12 protein-coding genes are annotated in these 12493 nt (G+C 56.3%); 4 read left to right on the forward strand and 8 right to left on the reverse strand.

The features are described 5' to 3' along the window. Nucleotide 1 precedes the first annotated feature (1 nt). Nucleotides 2-454, forward strand: a complete 453-nt coding sequence (gene moaE / locus OGV83_RS07090) for a molybdopterin synthase catalytic subunit MoaE (RefSeq protein WP_058668823.1) — start codon at nt 2-4, stop codon at nt 452-454. Between the two features lie 51 nt (nt 455-505). After that, nucleotides 506-1210 carry a Bax inhibitor-1/YccA family protein gene (locus OGV83_RS07095; protein ID WP_024130511.1) on the forward strand — a complete coding sequence of 235 codons (705 nt, stop codon included), beginning with the start codon at nt 506-508 and terminating at the stop codon, nt 1208-1210. A 69-nt stretch (nt 1211-1279) separates the two neighbouring features. On the opposite strand, the gene OGV83_RS07100 is transcribed toward OGV83_RS07095, so the two are convergent. The 3 genes from OGV83_RS07100 to OGV83_RS07110 are packed head-to-tail and all read right to left on the reverse strand — an operon-like array spanning nt 1280 to nt 4241. Continuing rightward, a complete protein-coding gene (locus OGV83_RS07100) occupies nt 1280-2242 on the reverse strand; it encodes a lysylphosphatidylglycerol synthase domain-containing protein (RefSeq protein WP_286463335.1) in 963 nt (320 codons plus the stop codon). Then, nucleotides 2242-3483, reverse strand: coding sequence for a cardiolipin synthase ClsB (clsB, locus tag OGV83_RS07105; RefSeq protein WP_012133187.1), 1242 nt, complete (start codon nt 3481-3483; stop codon nt 2242-2244). The genes OGV83_RS07100 and clsB overlap by 1 nt, the downstream gene beginning before the upstream one ends. Further along, nucleotides 3480-4241 carry an endonuclease/exonuclease/phosphatase family protein gene (locus OGV83_RS07110; RefSeq protein WP_049011126.1) on the reverse strand — a complete coding sequence of 254 codons (762 nt, stop codon included), beginning with the start codon at nt 4239-4241 and terminating at the stop codon, nt 3480-3482. Before OGV83_RS07110 ends, clsB begins: the two co-directional genes overlap by 4 nt. Before the next feature lie 133 nt (nt 4242-4374). Here OGV83_RS07110 and OGV83_RS07115 point away from each other — a divergent pair, with 133 nt between their 5' ends. Further along, nucleotides 4375-4785: a YbhQ family protein gene (locus OGV83_RS07115; protein ID WP_024130510.1), complete on the forward strand. Its 411-nt coding sequence runs from the start codon at nt 4375-4377 to the stop codon at nt 4783-4785. Here OGV83_RS07115 and OGV83_RS07120 read toward each other — a convergent pair. The 5 genes from OGV83_RS07120 to cecR all read right to left on the reverse strand — a co-directional run bounded on the left by OGV83_RS07120 (nt 4747) and on the right by cecR (nt 10833). Further along, nucleotides 4747-5853 carry an ABC transporter permease gene (locus tag OGV83_RS07120; protein WP_012133184.1) on the reverse strand — a complete coding sequence of 369 codons (1107 nt, stop codon included), beginning with the start codon at nt 5851-5853 and terminating at the stop codon, nt 4747-4749. The genes OGV83_RS07115 and OGV83_RS07120 overlap by 39 nt on opposite strands. A 455-nt stretch (nt 5854-6308) precedes the next feature. Further along, on the reverse strand, nt 6309-7442 hold the full coding sequence (locus tag OGV83_RS07125) for an ABC transporter permease (RefSeq protein WP_012133183.1): 1134 nt from the start codon (nt 7440-7442) through the stop codon (nt 6309-6311). Beyond that, complete coding sequence (locus OGV83_RS07130; protein ID WP_112002203.1) at nt 7435-9171, reverse strand: ATP-binding cassette domain-containing protein; 1737 nt, start codon at nt 9169-9171, stop codon at nt 7435-7437. Before OGV83_RS07130 ends, OGV83_RS07125 begins: the two co-directional genes overlap by 8 nt. After that, nucleotides 9164-10159, reverse strand: coding sequence for a secretion protein HlyD (gene hlyD, locus OGV83_RS07135; RefSeq protein ID WP_112002204.1), 996 nt, complete (start codon nt 10157-10159; stop codon nt 9164-9166). The genes OGV83_RS07130 and hlyD overlap by 8 nt, the downstream gene beginning before the upstream one ends. Beyond that, on the reverse strand, nt 10156-10833 hold the full coding sequence (gene cecR / locus OGV83_RS07140; RefSeq protein WP_071259642.1) for a transcriptional regulator CecR: 678 nt from the start codon (nt 10831-10833) through the stop codon (nt 10156-10158). The genes hlyD and cecR overlap by 4 nt, the downstream gene beginning before the upstream one ends. 229 nt (nt 10834-11062) lie before the next feature. Between cecR and rhlE the strand changes: the two genes are divergently transcribed. Next, complete coding sequence (gene rhlE / locus OGV83_RS07145; RefSeq protein ID WP_115181812.1) at nt 11063-12421, forward strand: ATP-dependent RNA helicase RhlE; 1359 nt, start codon at nt 11063-11065, stop codon at nt 12419-12421. Nucleotides 12422-12493: the final 72 nt, after the last annotated feature.

The following is a 12493-nucleotide window of genomic DNA, read 5'->3' on the forward strand; positions in this document are numbered from 1 at the left end:
GATGGCTGAAACGCGAGTGATCGTTGGCCATGCGCCGTTCAGCGTCGGGGAGGAGTACCCCTGGCTGGCGGAGCGTGATGAAGATGGCGCGGTCGTAACCTTTACCGGTAAAGTCCGTAATCATAATCTGGGCGACAGCGTTAAAGCGCTGACGCTGGAACATTACCCGGGGATGACGGAAAAAGCGCTGGCGGATATCGTGGACGAGGCGCGCTCGCGCTGGCCGCTGGGGCGCGTGACGGTGATCCATCGCATTGGTGAACTGTGGCCGGGCGATGAGATTGTCTTTGTCGGCGTAACCAGCGCGCACCGCAGCAGCGCGTTCGAGGCCGGGCAATTCATTATGGATTATCTGAAAACCCGCGCGCCGTTCTGGAAGCGTGAAGCGACGCCGGAAGGCGAGCGCTGGGTGGAAGCGCGCGATAGCGATCGGCAGGCGGCAAAACGCTGGTAGCAGAATGTGATACCCTTATTCAGGGGTATCACTTTTAATCAGGAGATCATCATGGACCGATTCCCACGATCCGATTCTATCGTACAGACCCGTTCCGGCCTGCAAACGTATATGGCGCAGGTATATGGCTGGATGACGGTTGGGCTGCTGCTGACCGCATTTATCGCCTGGTATGCGGCGAATACGCCTGCGGTGATGATGTTTGTCTTTTCCAGCAAAATCACCTTCTTTGGCTTGATTATCGCCCAGCTTGCGCTGGTTATTGCGCTGTCGGCAATGGTGCAAAAACTTAGCGCCGGGATGGCGACCACGCTGTTTATGCTCTATTCGGCGCTGACGGGCCTGACGCTGTCGAGCATTTTTATCGTTTATACCTATTCGTCTATCGCCAGCACGTTTGTCGTGACCGGCGGGATGTTTGGCGTGATGAGCCTGTATGGCTACACCACGAAACGCGATCTCAGCGGCTGGGGCAGCATGCTGTTTATGGCGCTGATCGGTATCATTCTGGCATCGTTGGTCAACTTCTGGCTCAAAAGCGAAGCGTTGATGTGGGCGGTGACCTATATCGGGGTGGTTGTCTTTGTCGGCCTGACCGCCTATGACACGCAGAAGCTGAAAAACATTGGCGAGCAGATTGATGTTCGTGATAGCTCGACGCTGCGGAAATACTCGATTCTCGGCGCGTTAACGCTGTATCTGGACTTCATCAACCTGTTCCTGATGCTGCTGCGTATTTTCGGTAATCGCCGTTAATTGGCGTGAACGCTGTATCCGGCCTACAGGTTAGGCCGGTAATACACCTGATAAGCAGCAAATAACCCGTCACTTCGCTAAGGCTTTCTCGTTTTTCGCCCACAGCTTCTTTGCCCGACTTTCCAGCAGCAGATAGCAAATCAACGCCAGCAATAGCGGAATAAAATAATAGAGCACACGCCAGGCGAGCAGGGCGGCGATAATGGTGCCTTGCGACGTATGCTCACCCGCCAGCAGCGCCATAAACACGGCTTCCAGAACGCCGATCCCGGCCGGGATATGCACGATCACTCCGGCAATACTGCTCACCAGAAGCACGCCAAGTACAAAGAAATAATTAACGTCTTGCCCCATCAGCAGCCAGATAATGGCGCCCATCACCATCCAGTTAGCGCTGGAAATCCCCATCTGCGCGAGGGCGAATTTCCATGACGGAAGCATCAACTTTTGGCCTTTAATCGTGATATGACGCCGTTTCGCAAAGGCGCAAAACCACAGGTAGACGGCAATCACCAGCAACAACACAATACCGAGAATGCGCAGCGTATTTTCATCGATATACCAGTGGGCCGGGAGTTGCACGACGCCGAAAGTAAAAATAATTCCGCCCAGCAGAATATAGCCCAGCCAGTTGGTGGTAATGCTCAGCGAAAAAATACGCGTGATGGTGCTCCCCGGTAAGCCGAGGCGGGAGTACAGACGGTAGCGCATACCGATTCCGCCGACCCAGGTGCTTAACGTCAGATTGAAGGCGTAACAGATAAACGACACCAGCATGACCTGCCGCTTCGCCAGCTTGTGGCCGCAGTAAAAGCGTCCCAGCAGATCGTAGCAGCCGTAAAGAAGGTAGCTGACAACCACCAGCCCAACCGCGCTCAACAGCGCAATCCGGTTGTAATCCCGGATCACCGTCCAGACATCTTCCCAGTTGACCTTTCCGGCATAAATGACCAGCAGGACAATCACCGCGATAAAAAACAGCCAGGTGAGGATCTTTTTCGCCAGCCGCCATCGCGGGTGTGATGTTGACATCAGGGCTTCACCCCCGTGTTTTCCGCTTCGACCCGATCCTGTGTTTCCATCGTCGGTTGAGCGGGCGGTTCAACCTGCGCCAGATGCGGCGTGTGCGCCGGTAGCCAACCGACCAGCGCCGGGAAGTGGCGCAGGAAGTGGAACGCCAGCACGCTTTTGCTCAGATTCCACCAGGTGCGCTTCGGCAGCATAGACTCGTCCACCTGCTTGCAATCATTGGCGATAATGGCGTTCAGGTTGTCGCGCAGCGTCTGGTTAAACGTGCGGTCATGAATAATGACGTTTGCTTCAAGGTTAAGCGACAGACTGAGCGGATCGAGGTTGCTGGAGCCGACGGTCGCCCAGTGATCGTCCATCAACGCCACTTTGCCGTGCAGCGGGCGACGGCGATATTCATAGACATGGACGCCGCCTTTCACCAGATAGTTGTACAGCAGACGCGCGCCGACTTTGACGATGGGCATATCGGGTTCCCCCTGGATCACCAGTTTTACCCGCACGCCGCGTCGGGCGGCTTTGCGCATGGCATGCAGCAGGCGATAGCCGGGAAAGAAATAGGCATTGGCGATAATCACTTCACGTTTCGCCTGCGTAAGCATCTTCAGATAGTGACGTTCAATATCGTTGCGATGTTCATCATTATCGCGCCAGATAAACAGCACCTGCGCTTCGCCGGGTTTCCGGTTTTCTTCGGCGCGATGATGGCGTCGCCACCAGCGGCGCGCGGCGCTTTGCCCCGGCAGGTTTTCCAGCTCAAACTGCAAAATATCCTCCACGACCGGCCCTTCGACACGAACGGCGTAATCCTGTTTGGCTTCCGGGCCGTAATCGGACATATGTTCTGCGGAGTAATTCAGCCCGCCGACAAATGCGACCCGATCGTCAATAACCACGATTTTACGGTGCATACGGCGAAAGAGGTTGGTGCGCATGCCGAACAGGGGAGGACGCGGATCGTAATAGCGGAAGATTATCCCCGCTGCGGTCAGCTCCCCGACGAACGCCTCGCTGAGGTCGGGTGAGCCGTAGCCGTCTAACAGCACTTCCGCTTTTACGCCGCGTCTGGCCGCTTTAAGCAGCGCCGCGTGTAGCTGCTTACCTACGTCATCTTCAAACCAGATGAAGGTTTCCAGGATGATCCTCTGCTGTGCCTGCGCGATGGCGTCAAACACAGCGGGATAGAACTGGTCGCCGTTTTCCAGTAGCTGAATCTGATTGCCTTCACGCCATCCGCATTTCATAGATGTATCTCCGCGCTAAGAGGGGCATGGTCAGATAAATGTCGCCAGTTACGCAACGGCAACGCCGCAGGAGAGCTGGCATTGGCATTCTTGACGTATATACGATCGAGTCGCAGTATCGGCAGCCTGACCGGAAAGGTGCGCGCCGGGCGGCCATGCGCGCGGGTGAAGATCTCCTCCAGCCCCGCAGACGCTTTTAACGGATAGTTGGCTTTCTGCCGCCAGTCGTTGAAATCCCCGGCGACCACCACGGGTTCGGATTCGGGAAGGGCGTTAACCCATTCAACCAGCATATCCAGCTGCGCCTGGCGGTGGCCTTCCCGTAAGCCGAGATGCACGCACATCACATGAATTGGCTGAGCCAGCACCGGCGGAACAATACGGCAATACAGCACGCCGCGTTTTTCACTGCCGCCGACGGAGACATCGCGATTTTCATAGTGTTCAATCGGATAGCGCGACAGTACCGCGTTGCCGTGATGTCCTTCCGGGTAGACGGCATTACGACCATAGGCGAAATCGCTCCACATGGTGTCGGCAAGAAATTCGTAATGGGTGGTATCAGGCCAGTTCTCGACGTGCAGCGGATGAACTTCATGCGCGCCCATCACTTCCTGGAGGCAGACAATATCCGCGCTGACGGTTCTGACGGCGTCGCGCAGCTCCGGCAGAATAAAGCGCTTATTAAAGGCGGTAAAACCCTTATGCGTGTTAATTGTGAGCACTTTGAATGAAAAATTTCGCGTTTGTTGGATCATTTTCTTCCTGTCCGCGTCACTATCCTGATTGAAATAGTGTAGTCGTCGTCACAAAAAGATGCGGTCTTACGGAATTTTCCGTAAAGTTCGGTACTCTGAATAATTAGATAAAAATCCTTCAGGAGAAAAAGCCATGAGGTGGCAACAACGTGTTCGTGTCGCAACGGGTCTTAGTTGCTGGCAGATAATGTTGCATTTACTGGTAGTGGCGCTGCTGGTAATGGGCTGGATGAGCGGCGCTTTAGTCCGCGTCGGCCTGGGATTATGCGTGCTTTATGGCGTGACGGTGCTGCTGATGCTGGCGTTACAACGCCACCACGAACAGCGCTGGCGCGACGTTGCGGATGTGCTGGAAGAGCTGACGACCACCTGGTATTTCGGCGCCGCGATGATTGCTCTGTGGCTGCTGTCCCGCGTACTGCACAACAACCTGCTGCTGGCGCTGGCTGGGCTGGCGATCCTTGCCGGGCCTGCTGTGGTTTCGCTGCTGGCGAAGGAGAAAAAGCTACATCACTTTGCGTCTAAACATCGCATACGCCGCTGACCCCGTTGTGGCCGTGATCACCAGTAGCGGCCACAAACTCCCCCAGACGATCTTCAGACTCGCATCTTTCAAATAAATCTGCTTGGTGATGTCCGTAAAATGGCGGATAGGGTTTATCCACGTCAGATTTTGTAGCCATACCGGCATGTTCTCGACCGGAGAAACGTATCCCGATAGCAGGATAGCAGGCATCATAAAGACGAATACGCCGATGAAAGCCTGCTGTTGGGTGGAGCAGAGCGACGAGATTAACAAGCCAAATCCAACCAGCGACAGCCCGTAAATCACCATTGTGAAGTAGAACAGCGCCAGCGAACCGGCAAAGGGGATGTGGTACGCCCAGATGCCAATAGCCAGTACGATCGTGGCCTGAAAAGTGGCGACAATCAGCGCGGGCACCGCTTTACCGATGAAAATTTGCCAGGTAGTGAGAGGGGAAACCAGCAGTTGATCCAGCGTACCCTGTTCACGCTCGCGGGCAACGGAGAGCGAGGTGACGATCATGACGCCTATCGTGGTGATCATGGCGATCAGGGACGGCACCACAAACCACTTATAGTCCAGATTCGGGTTGTACCAGTTGCGCACCACCAGCTCACTGTTGTTGGGCTTGGGTTTGCCCTCTATCAGCTCCTGCTGATAATCCTTGACGATCTGCTGGAGATAATTGGCGGCGATTTGCGCGCTGTTGGAGTTACGGCCATCAAGAATGAGCTGTAGCGGCGCGGGCTGGAGGTTATCCAGGTGACGGGAAAAATCGGCCGGAAAGCGCACCAGCAGCAACGCTTTTTGCGTGTCGATCGTCGGCTGGATTTCCTGCGGGCTTTTTAGCAGCAGGATATGGGTAAACGCTTTGGCGCGCGCGAACCGTTGTGTCAGCTCGACGGCATGTTTGCCATTATCTTCGTTATAAATGGCAATGGTGGCATTGGTCACTTCCAGCGTGGCGGCAAAGGGAAACAGCAGCACCTGGATCAGCACCGGTAAGATCAGGATCGCGCGGGTCTGCGGCTCGCGTAACAGCGATTGCAGCTCTTTGCGGATTAATGTCCACAGGCGATGAAACATGTTTCTCTCCCTTATGCATGCCATGCCGGATGGCGGCTTCGCCTTATCCGGCCTACAAACTTAATGTCTTTGTCGGATGGCGGCGTAAATGCCTTATCCGGCCTACAAACTAATGTCTTTGCCGGATGGCGGCGTAAACGCCTTATCCGGCCTACAAACTTAAGGTCTTCGCCGGATGGTGGCGTAAATGCCTTATCCGGCCTACAAACTTAATGTCTTTGTCGGATGGCGGCGTAAACGCCTTATCCGGCCTACAAACTTAATGTCTTTGTCGGATGGCGGCGTAAATGCCTTATCCGGCCTACAAACTTAATGTCTTTGCCGGATGGCGGCGTAAATGCCTTATCCGGCCTACAAACTTAACGTCTTTGCCGGATGGCGGCGTAAACGCCTTATCTGGCCTACAAAATATGTGGTCGTAGGCCTGATAAGCGAAGCGCCATCAGGCAGAAAATTTAATCCAGCCGGCGTTTGGTCTTCATCCACGTCAGGCCGATAAACATGGCTGCCGAAGCGATTAAAAATAACGTATTAACGATCAACACAATGGGGATGTTCCCCGCCAGAAACAGGCTTTGCAGGGTGCTGACGAAATAGCGCGCCGGAATAATGTAAGTCACCGCGCGGATGACGGCAGGCATACTGTCTATCTGGAAGATAAAGCCTGACAGCATAATCGACGGTAAAAAAGCGGCGTTCAGCGCGACCTGCGCGGCGTTAAACTGGTTACGGGTAATGGTGGAAATCAGCAATCCCATTCCCAGCGTACTGAGCAGAAACAGGCTGGTGATAAGAAACAGAATCACCAGCGAGCCGCGCCAGGGCACGCCAAGAATAAACACCGACACCAGCATACACAGCAGCATCGCCAGCATGCCGAGGAAGTAGTAGGGGATCAGTTTGCACAGCAACAACTCTGCGCGCGTCACCTCGGTCGAGAGCAGGGCCTCCATCGTTCCGCGCTCCCACTCGCGCGCAACCACCAGCGAAGTGAGAATGGCGCCAATCACCGTCATGATAATGGTGACCGCGCCGGGAATGATAAAGTGCTGGCTGATGGCCGCCGGGTTAAACCAGTAGCGGGTCTGCACGTCGATCAGCGGTTCAAATTCCTCCCCACGATCTTCAGCTCGCTGCATTTGCCAGATCTGCCAGACCCCCTCCACGTAACCCTGCACGAAGTTGGCGGTGTTCGGTTCGCTGCCGTCGGTGATAACCTGTATCGGCGCGGTGTCATTCTCTCGCGCCATTTTTTGCGCAAAATCGACCGGGATCACCACCAGCCCGCGAATGCGCCCGGCCTGCATTTTCTCAATAAGCTCATGGCGGCTATCGCTGATGGTGGCGTCGATATACGGCGAACCGGTCATGGCGTGGGTGAAATCCAGCGCCTCCTCGCTCTGTTGTTCGAGCAGAATGCCGACCCGCAGCTTGCTGGAGTCAAGGTTAATCCCGTAGCCAAAAATAAACAGCAACAGCAGCGGGATCACCACGGCGATCAGCCAGCTACTGGGATCGCGGATAATCTGACGCGTCTCTTTCACGCACAGCGCGCGTACGCGCCGCCAGGAGAGCAGGGCGTTACTCATGAGCATGCTCCTTATCCCAGTCGTGAATGAGCGTGATAAAGGCCTGCTCCATCGTCGGGTCCGGCGTGTCGTCGTCTGCCGCCTGCGCTTTCAGATCGTCCGGCGTCCCGCTGGCGATCAGCTTGCCGCGATAAACCAGCCCGATACGGTCGCAGTATTCCGCTTCGTCCATAAAGTGGGTGGTGACCATCACCGTGACCCCTTTTTCTACCATGCTGTTGATGTGCAGCCAGAACTCACGGCGGGTGAGGGGATCGACGCCGGAGGTGGGTTCGTCGAGAAACAGAATGTCGGGCTCATGCATCAGCGAACAGGCCAGCGCCAGACGCTGTTTAAAACCGAGCGGCAGCGCATCCGTCGCATGAGAGGCGATGCTTTTCAGGCCGAAGGCTTCGCTCATACGGGTGATTTTTTCGTTTTGCGCCCGGCCTCGCAGGCCATAAACCCCGGAAAAAAAACGCAGGTTTTGCTCTACCGTCAGGTTGCCGTACAGGGAAAATTTTTGCGCCATATACCCTAAATGCTGGCGTGCCTTGCCGGAGCTGACTTTCAAATCCATATCCAGCACCAGCGCTTTGCCGGAAGTTGGCACCAGCAGACCGCACATCATCTTGAACGTGGTGGATTTCCCCGCGCCGTTGGGGCCGAGCAGACCGAAGATTTCTCCGCGCTCAACGGCGAAGTTAACGTGGTCGGTGGCGGCGAAGTCGCCGAATTTTTTGGTCAGTTCTTTGGCCTCAATGACCGTCTCACCCGGCGTGCCGTCAACGGTATGCAGGATCGCGCCGAGCGGAGACTCCGACGTACCCGCGCCGCCAAGCAGGTCGATAAAGGCATCTTCAAAGCGCGGCGTGGTGTCGTTAATCGTTATCTCCGGCATCCCTTCGGCCCGGCGGATATCCTCTGCGGTAGCCTCTTTTTTCAGGATCAGCCGTACCGATTTCCCCTGAATCATACCGTCGCTGACCTGCGGCAGTTTCAACGCGCGTTGCAGGAGCTTGCGGTTATTCTCCTGCGGGCTGCTCATTAAGAAACTGCGTCCTGCCATGGTCTGCGTTAGCTTAGTCGGTTCGCCCTGATACAGCAGCTCTCCTTCGTTCATCAGTAGCACGTCGCGACACTGTTCGGCTTCGTCCAGGTATGACGTACTCCACAGGATAAGCATGCCGTCACCCGCCAGTTCATGCACCATTTGCCACAGCTCGCGACGGGAGATGGGGTCAACGCCGACGCCCGGTTCGTCAAGCAGCAGCACTTTCGGCTCGCCGACCAGCGTACAGGCCAGCCCAAGTTTTTGTTTCATCCCGCCCGAGAGCTTGCCTGCCAGCCGTTTGGTGAAGGGGCCGAGGGCGGTAAATTCCAGCAGACGGGCAAACGTTTTTTGCCGCTCCTCGCCCGTTACGCTGCGTAAGTCCGCATAGAGATTGAGATTCTCCATCACGGTCAGATCTTCATACAGACCAAATTTTTGCGGCATGTAACCGAGTACCGCATGCAATTCACTGTCGTTTTTGATCGGATCGAACCCGATCACCGACGCGCTGCCGCTATCGGGCTTGAGCAGCCCTGCCAGCATCCGCATCAGCGTGGTTTTGCCTGCTCCGTCCGGCCCGACCAGACCCGTGACATAACCGGCGTGGATCGTACAGTCGAGCGGGGCGACCGCCGGTTTTTCCATTCCGGCGAAGCGCTTCACCAGGCCGTTTAACGTAATGACGGCGTCATTCATGCCGCGCCTCGTCGCTGAACGTCAGCGTCACCGGCATTCCCTGGCGCAGCGCATCGTCCGCGTCAGTCACCACAATGCGCAGTCGATAGACCAGGTCTGTGCGCAGATCCGGCGTTTCAACGGTTTTTGGGGTGAATTCAGCGGTCGGCGATACGAAGCCGATTTTGCCGTGGTAAGGCTTGTCAGGGCGGCCATCGGTGTAGAGTAAAATTTCGCGGCCGGGCTGCGCCTGGCTGAGGTTGCGTTCATCCACGTAGGCGCGAACCCATACCGGACGAGTCAGCGACAGCGTCAGCACGGTGCTGCCTGCGTTGAGCATACTGCCGGGCTCTACCGCGCGGGTTAACAGCGTACCGTCAGAGGGGGCGATCAGCGTTGTATCCTGTAAATCGAGTTCTGATTGCGCCAGCTGTGCCTGCGCCTGTTCGAGGCTGGCTTTTGCCTGGGCGATATCCTGCTGGCGGTTACCGGTACGGTACTGGCTCAATTTGTCCTGTGCGGATTTCAGTTGCGCCTGCGCCTGATCGCGGGATGAGCGAGCGTTTTCCAGGTCGTTGGCGGAAATCGTGCGGCTTTTCCACAATCCCTGCTGGCGCTGATAAAAGTTCTGCGCATAATCAAATGCGGCCTGCGCCTGTTTCACGGCGGCAGCGGCCTGGGCTATCTCTTCATCGCGATACCCCGCGAGCATCAGATCATACTGCGCCTGGGCGACGGAGACGCCTGCTTTAGCCTGCATCAACGCGTTCTCGTACGGGGCTTTATCCAGCACGCCCAATACCTGCCCGGACGTAATGGCGTCGCCTTCGTCAACGGCCAGCGAAGCCAGCCGGCCTCCGACGCGAAAACTCATATTGACGGTGCGAATATCCACATTGCCGTAGAGCGTCAGCCCGTTATCCTGCCGACTCTGATACCACCATGTACCACCGGCAAGCACGGCGACCAGCGCCGCGACAGCCAGTGCGATAACGACAGGTTTTTTCATTGCTCCTGACTCCTTTGCGTTAAGCCTTGCAGAATGAGATCGATATGACAGGTGATCGTCTGGTAAATCTGTTCTGTTTTCTCTTCATCAAACGTTGACCAGCCGGTACGCAGCAAAATGGTTTCTTTTCCCAGGCGGAAGGCCAGCACTTCGCCCAGCAGCGCGTGCGTGTGGAGAATGGTTTGCGTATCTCCCGGATCGCGGCCGGTATACCCCGCAATCAGGCGCGTCAGATGCGTGTGAAGGGGGTTGAGAACCTGATCGTGTACCCGTTGATAAGCCGCCGTCGGGGAGAGCTGCTCGCGCGAAATAAATTTGCTCAGGTTGACCGTGTCGTCCTGGGTTAACAGCATGATCATATTTTTGCAGGCGCGCAGGATCAGCTCGCGCATTGCGGCGCGATCGGGCTGCGGCTGGGCGAACAGTCGTTCCGCTTCCTCGGCATGAGGGCGAAACTGGGCGCCGATGAAATCGGCTATCCACTGAGCGCAGGCGAGGTATAAATCCTCTTTGGAGCCAAAATAGTAAGTGATGGCGGCGATATTTTGTCCGGCCTGGGCGGCAATGTCGCGCGTGGTGGCATGGAGGCCGTATTCGCCAAACTGCGCCAGCGCAGCGGCGATAAGCTGGCTTTTGGCCTGTTCGCCTTTCGTCGTCATGGTTGGGGTATTCATCGCGCAACCCAATTCTTAATCAATCGATTGATTAAGATTATGACCGATAATTGTTCTTGTCCAGTGTGGTGGTTTATTTTGTTTTTTCCAGTCACGGGGATAATTTATGCGGTATGTCACAAAAACTGCTACACTCCGCCCCTTCATGACATTGTGGTTTTTGTCATCCCTCTTGTGAGTATCTCCCTGAAAACTACACCGGTAACGGTCGGGGCGGTTCGGAGTAGTTATGTCTTTTGATTCCCTTGGGTTGAATCCTGATATTTTGCGCGCGATTGCCGAGCAGGGTTACCGTGAACCTACCCCTATTCAGCAGCAGGCGATCCCTGCGGTGCTGGAAGGCCGCGACCTGATGGCCAGCGCCCAGACGGGGACGGGTAAAACAGCCGGTTTTACGCTGCCGCTGTTACAACATCTGATCACGCAGCAGCCGCACGCGAAGGGCCGTCGCCCGGTACGCGCGTTGATTCTGACGCCGACCCGTGAGCTGGCGGCGCAAATTGGTGAGAACGTCCGGGATTACAGTAAATACCTGAACATTCGCTCTCTGGTCGTGTTTGGCGGCGTCAGCATTAACCCGCAGATGATGAAACTGCGCGGCGGCGTTGACGTGCTGGTGGCAACGCCGGGGCGTTTGCTCGACCTGGAACATCAAAACGCGGTGAAGCTGGATCAGATTGAGATTCTGGTGCTGGATGAAGCTGACCGTATGCTCGACATGGGCTTTATCCACGATATTCGCCGCGTGCTGGCAAAACTGCCGCCGAAGCGCCAGAACCTGCTGTTCTCCGCCACATTCTCCGATGACATTAAAGCGCTTGCTGAGAAGCTGTTGCATAACCCGCTGGAAATTGAAGTGGCGCGCCGTAATACCGCTTCTGAGCAGGTGACCCAGCACGTTCATTTCGTGGATAAAAAACGCAAGCGTGAACTGTTGTCGCAGATGATTGGCAAAGGCAACTGGCAGCAGGTGCTGGTCTTTACCCGTACCAAACACGGCGCTAACCATCTGGCGGAACAGCTGAATAAAGACGGCATTCGCAGTGCGGCGATCCACGGTAATAAATCTCAGGGCGCGCGTACCCGCGCACTGGCTGATTTCAAATCCGGCGATATCCGCGTCCTGGTGGCGACCGACATCGCGGCGCGCGGGCTGGATATCGAAGAGCTGCCGCATGTGGTGAACTATGAGCTGCCAAACGTCCCGGAAGATTACGTGCACCGTATCGGCCGTACCGGCCGTGCCGCCGCGACCGGCGAAGCGTTATCGCTGGTCTGCGTTGATGAACACAAACTGCTGCGTGATATCGAGAAGCTGCTGAAAAAAGAGATCCCGCGCATCACCACGCCGGGTTATGAACCGGACCCGTCAATTAAAGCGGAGCCGATTCAGAACGGTCGCCAGCAGCAGCGTAGCGGCGGTGGTCGCGGCCGAGGCCAGGGACAGGGACAGGGCGGAGCAGGCCGTGCCCAGCAACCGCGTCGCAATGATGGCGGGGCGCCAAAAGCCAAACCGCGCAGCGGAGAAGGTAAGCCAGGCGGCGATAAACCGCGTCCGCCGCGCCGCCCGCGCAGACTGGCGGATTAATTGCGAGCCCGGCCGAAAGGTCGGGCTTTTCTTTTTGCGACCCGCGCCAGAAAGTGCCACAATAGTGGCTGT

The organism is Citrobacter sp. CK189 (genome assembly GCF_030333505.1).
In the GTDB taxonomy this organism is placed as follows: domain Bacteria; phylum Pseudomonadota; class Gammaproteobacteria; order Enterobacterales; family Enterobacteriaceae; genus Citrobacter_B; species Citrobacter_B koseri.

What these genes read in the sequence shown, in the direction of transcription:
- moaE (WP_058668823.1), top strand. Translation starts at nt 2, where the DNA reads ATGGCTGAAACGCGAGTGATCGTTGGCCATGCGCCGTTCAGCGTCGGG.
- OGV83_RS07125 (WP_012133183.1), bottom strand. Translation starts at nt 7,442, where the DNA reads ATGAGTAACGCCCTGCTCTCCTGGCGGCGCGTACGCGCGCTGTGCGTG.
- OGV83_RS07095 (WP_024130511.1), top strand. Translation starts at nt 506, where the DNA reads ATGGACCGATTCCCACGATCCGATTCTATCGTACAGACCCGTTCCGGC.
- cecR (WP_071259642.1), bottom strand. Translation starts at nt 10,833, where the DNA reads ATGAATACCCCAACCATGACGACGAAAGGCGAACAGGCCAAAAGCCAG.
- clsB (WP_012133187.1), bottom strand. Translation starts at nt 3,483, where the DNA reads ATGAAATGCGGATGGCGTGAAGGCAATCAGATTCAGCTACTGGAAAAC.
- OGV83_RS07100 (WP_286463335.1), bottom strand. Translation starts at nt 2,242, where the DNA reads ATGTCAACATCACACCCGCGATGGCGGCTGGCGAAAAAGATCCTCACC.
- OGV83_RS07110 (WP_049011126.1), bottom strand. Translation starts at nt 4,241, where the DNA reads ATGATCCAACAAACGCGAAATTTTTCATTCAAAGTGCTCACAATTAAC.
- rhlE (WP_115181812.1), top strand. Translation starts at nt 11,063, where the DNA reads ATGTCTTTTGATTCCCTTGGGTTGAATCCTGATATTTTGCGCGCGATT.
- OGV83_RS07115 (WP_024130510.1), top strand. Translation starts at nt 4,375, where the DNA reads ATGAGGTGGCAACAACGTGTTCGTGTCGCAACGGGTCTTAGTTGCTGG.
- OGV83_RS07130 (WP_112002203.1), bottom strand. Translation starts at nt 9,171, where the DNA reads ATGAATGACGCCGTCATTACGTTAAACGGCCTGGTGAAGCGCTTCGCC.
- hlyD (WP_112002204.1), bottom strand. Translation starts at nt 10,159, where the DNA reads ATGAAAAAACCTGTCGTTATCGCACTGGCTGTCGCGGCGCTGGTCGCC.
- OGV83_RS07120 (WP_012133184.1), bottom strand. Translation starts at nt 5,853, where the DNA reads ATGTTTCATCGCCTGTGGACATTAATCCGCAAAGAGCTGCAATCGCTG.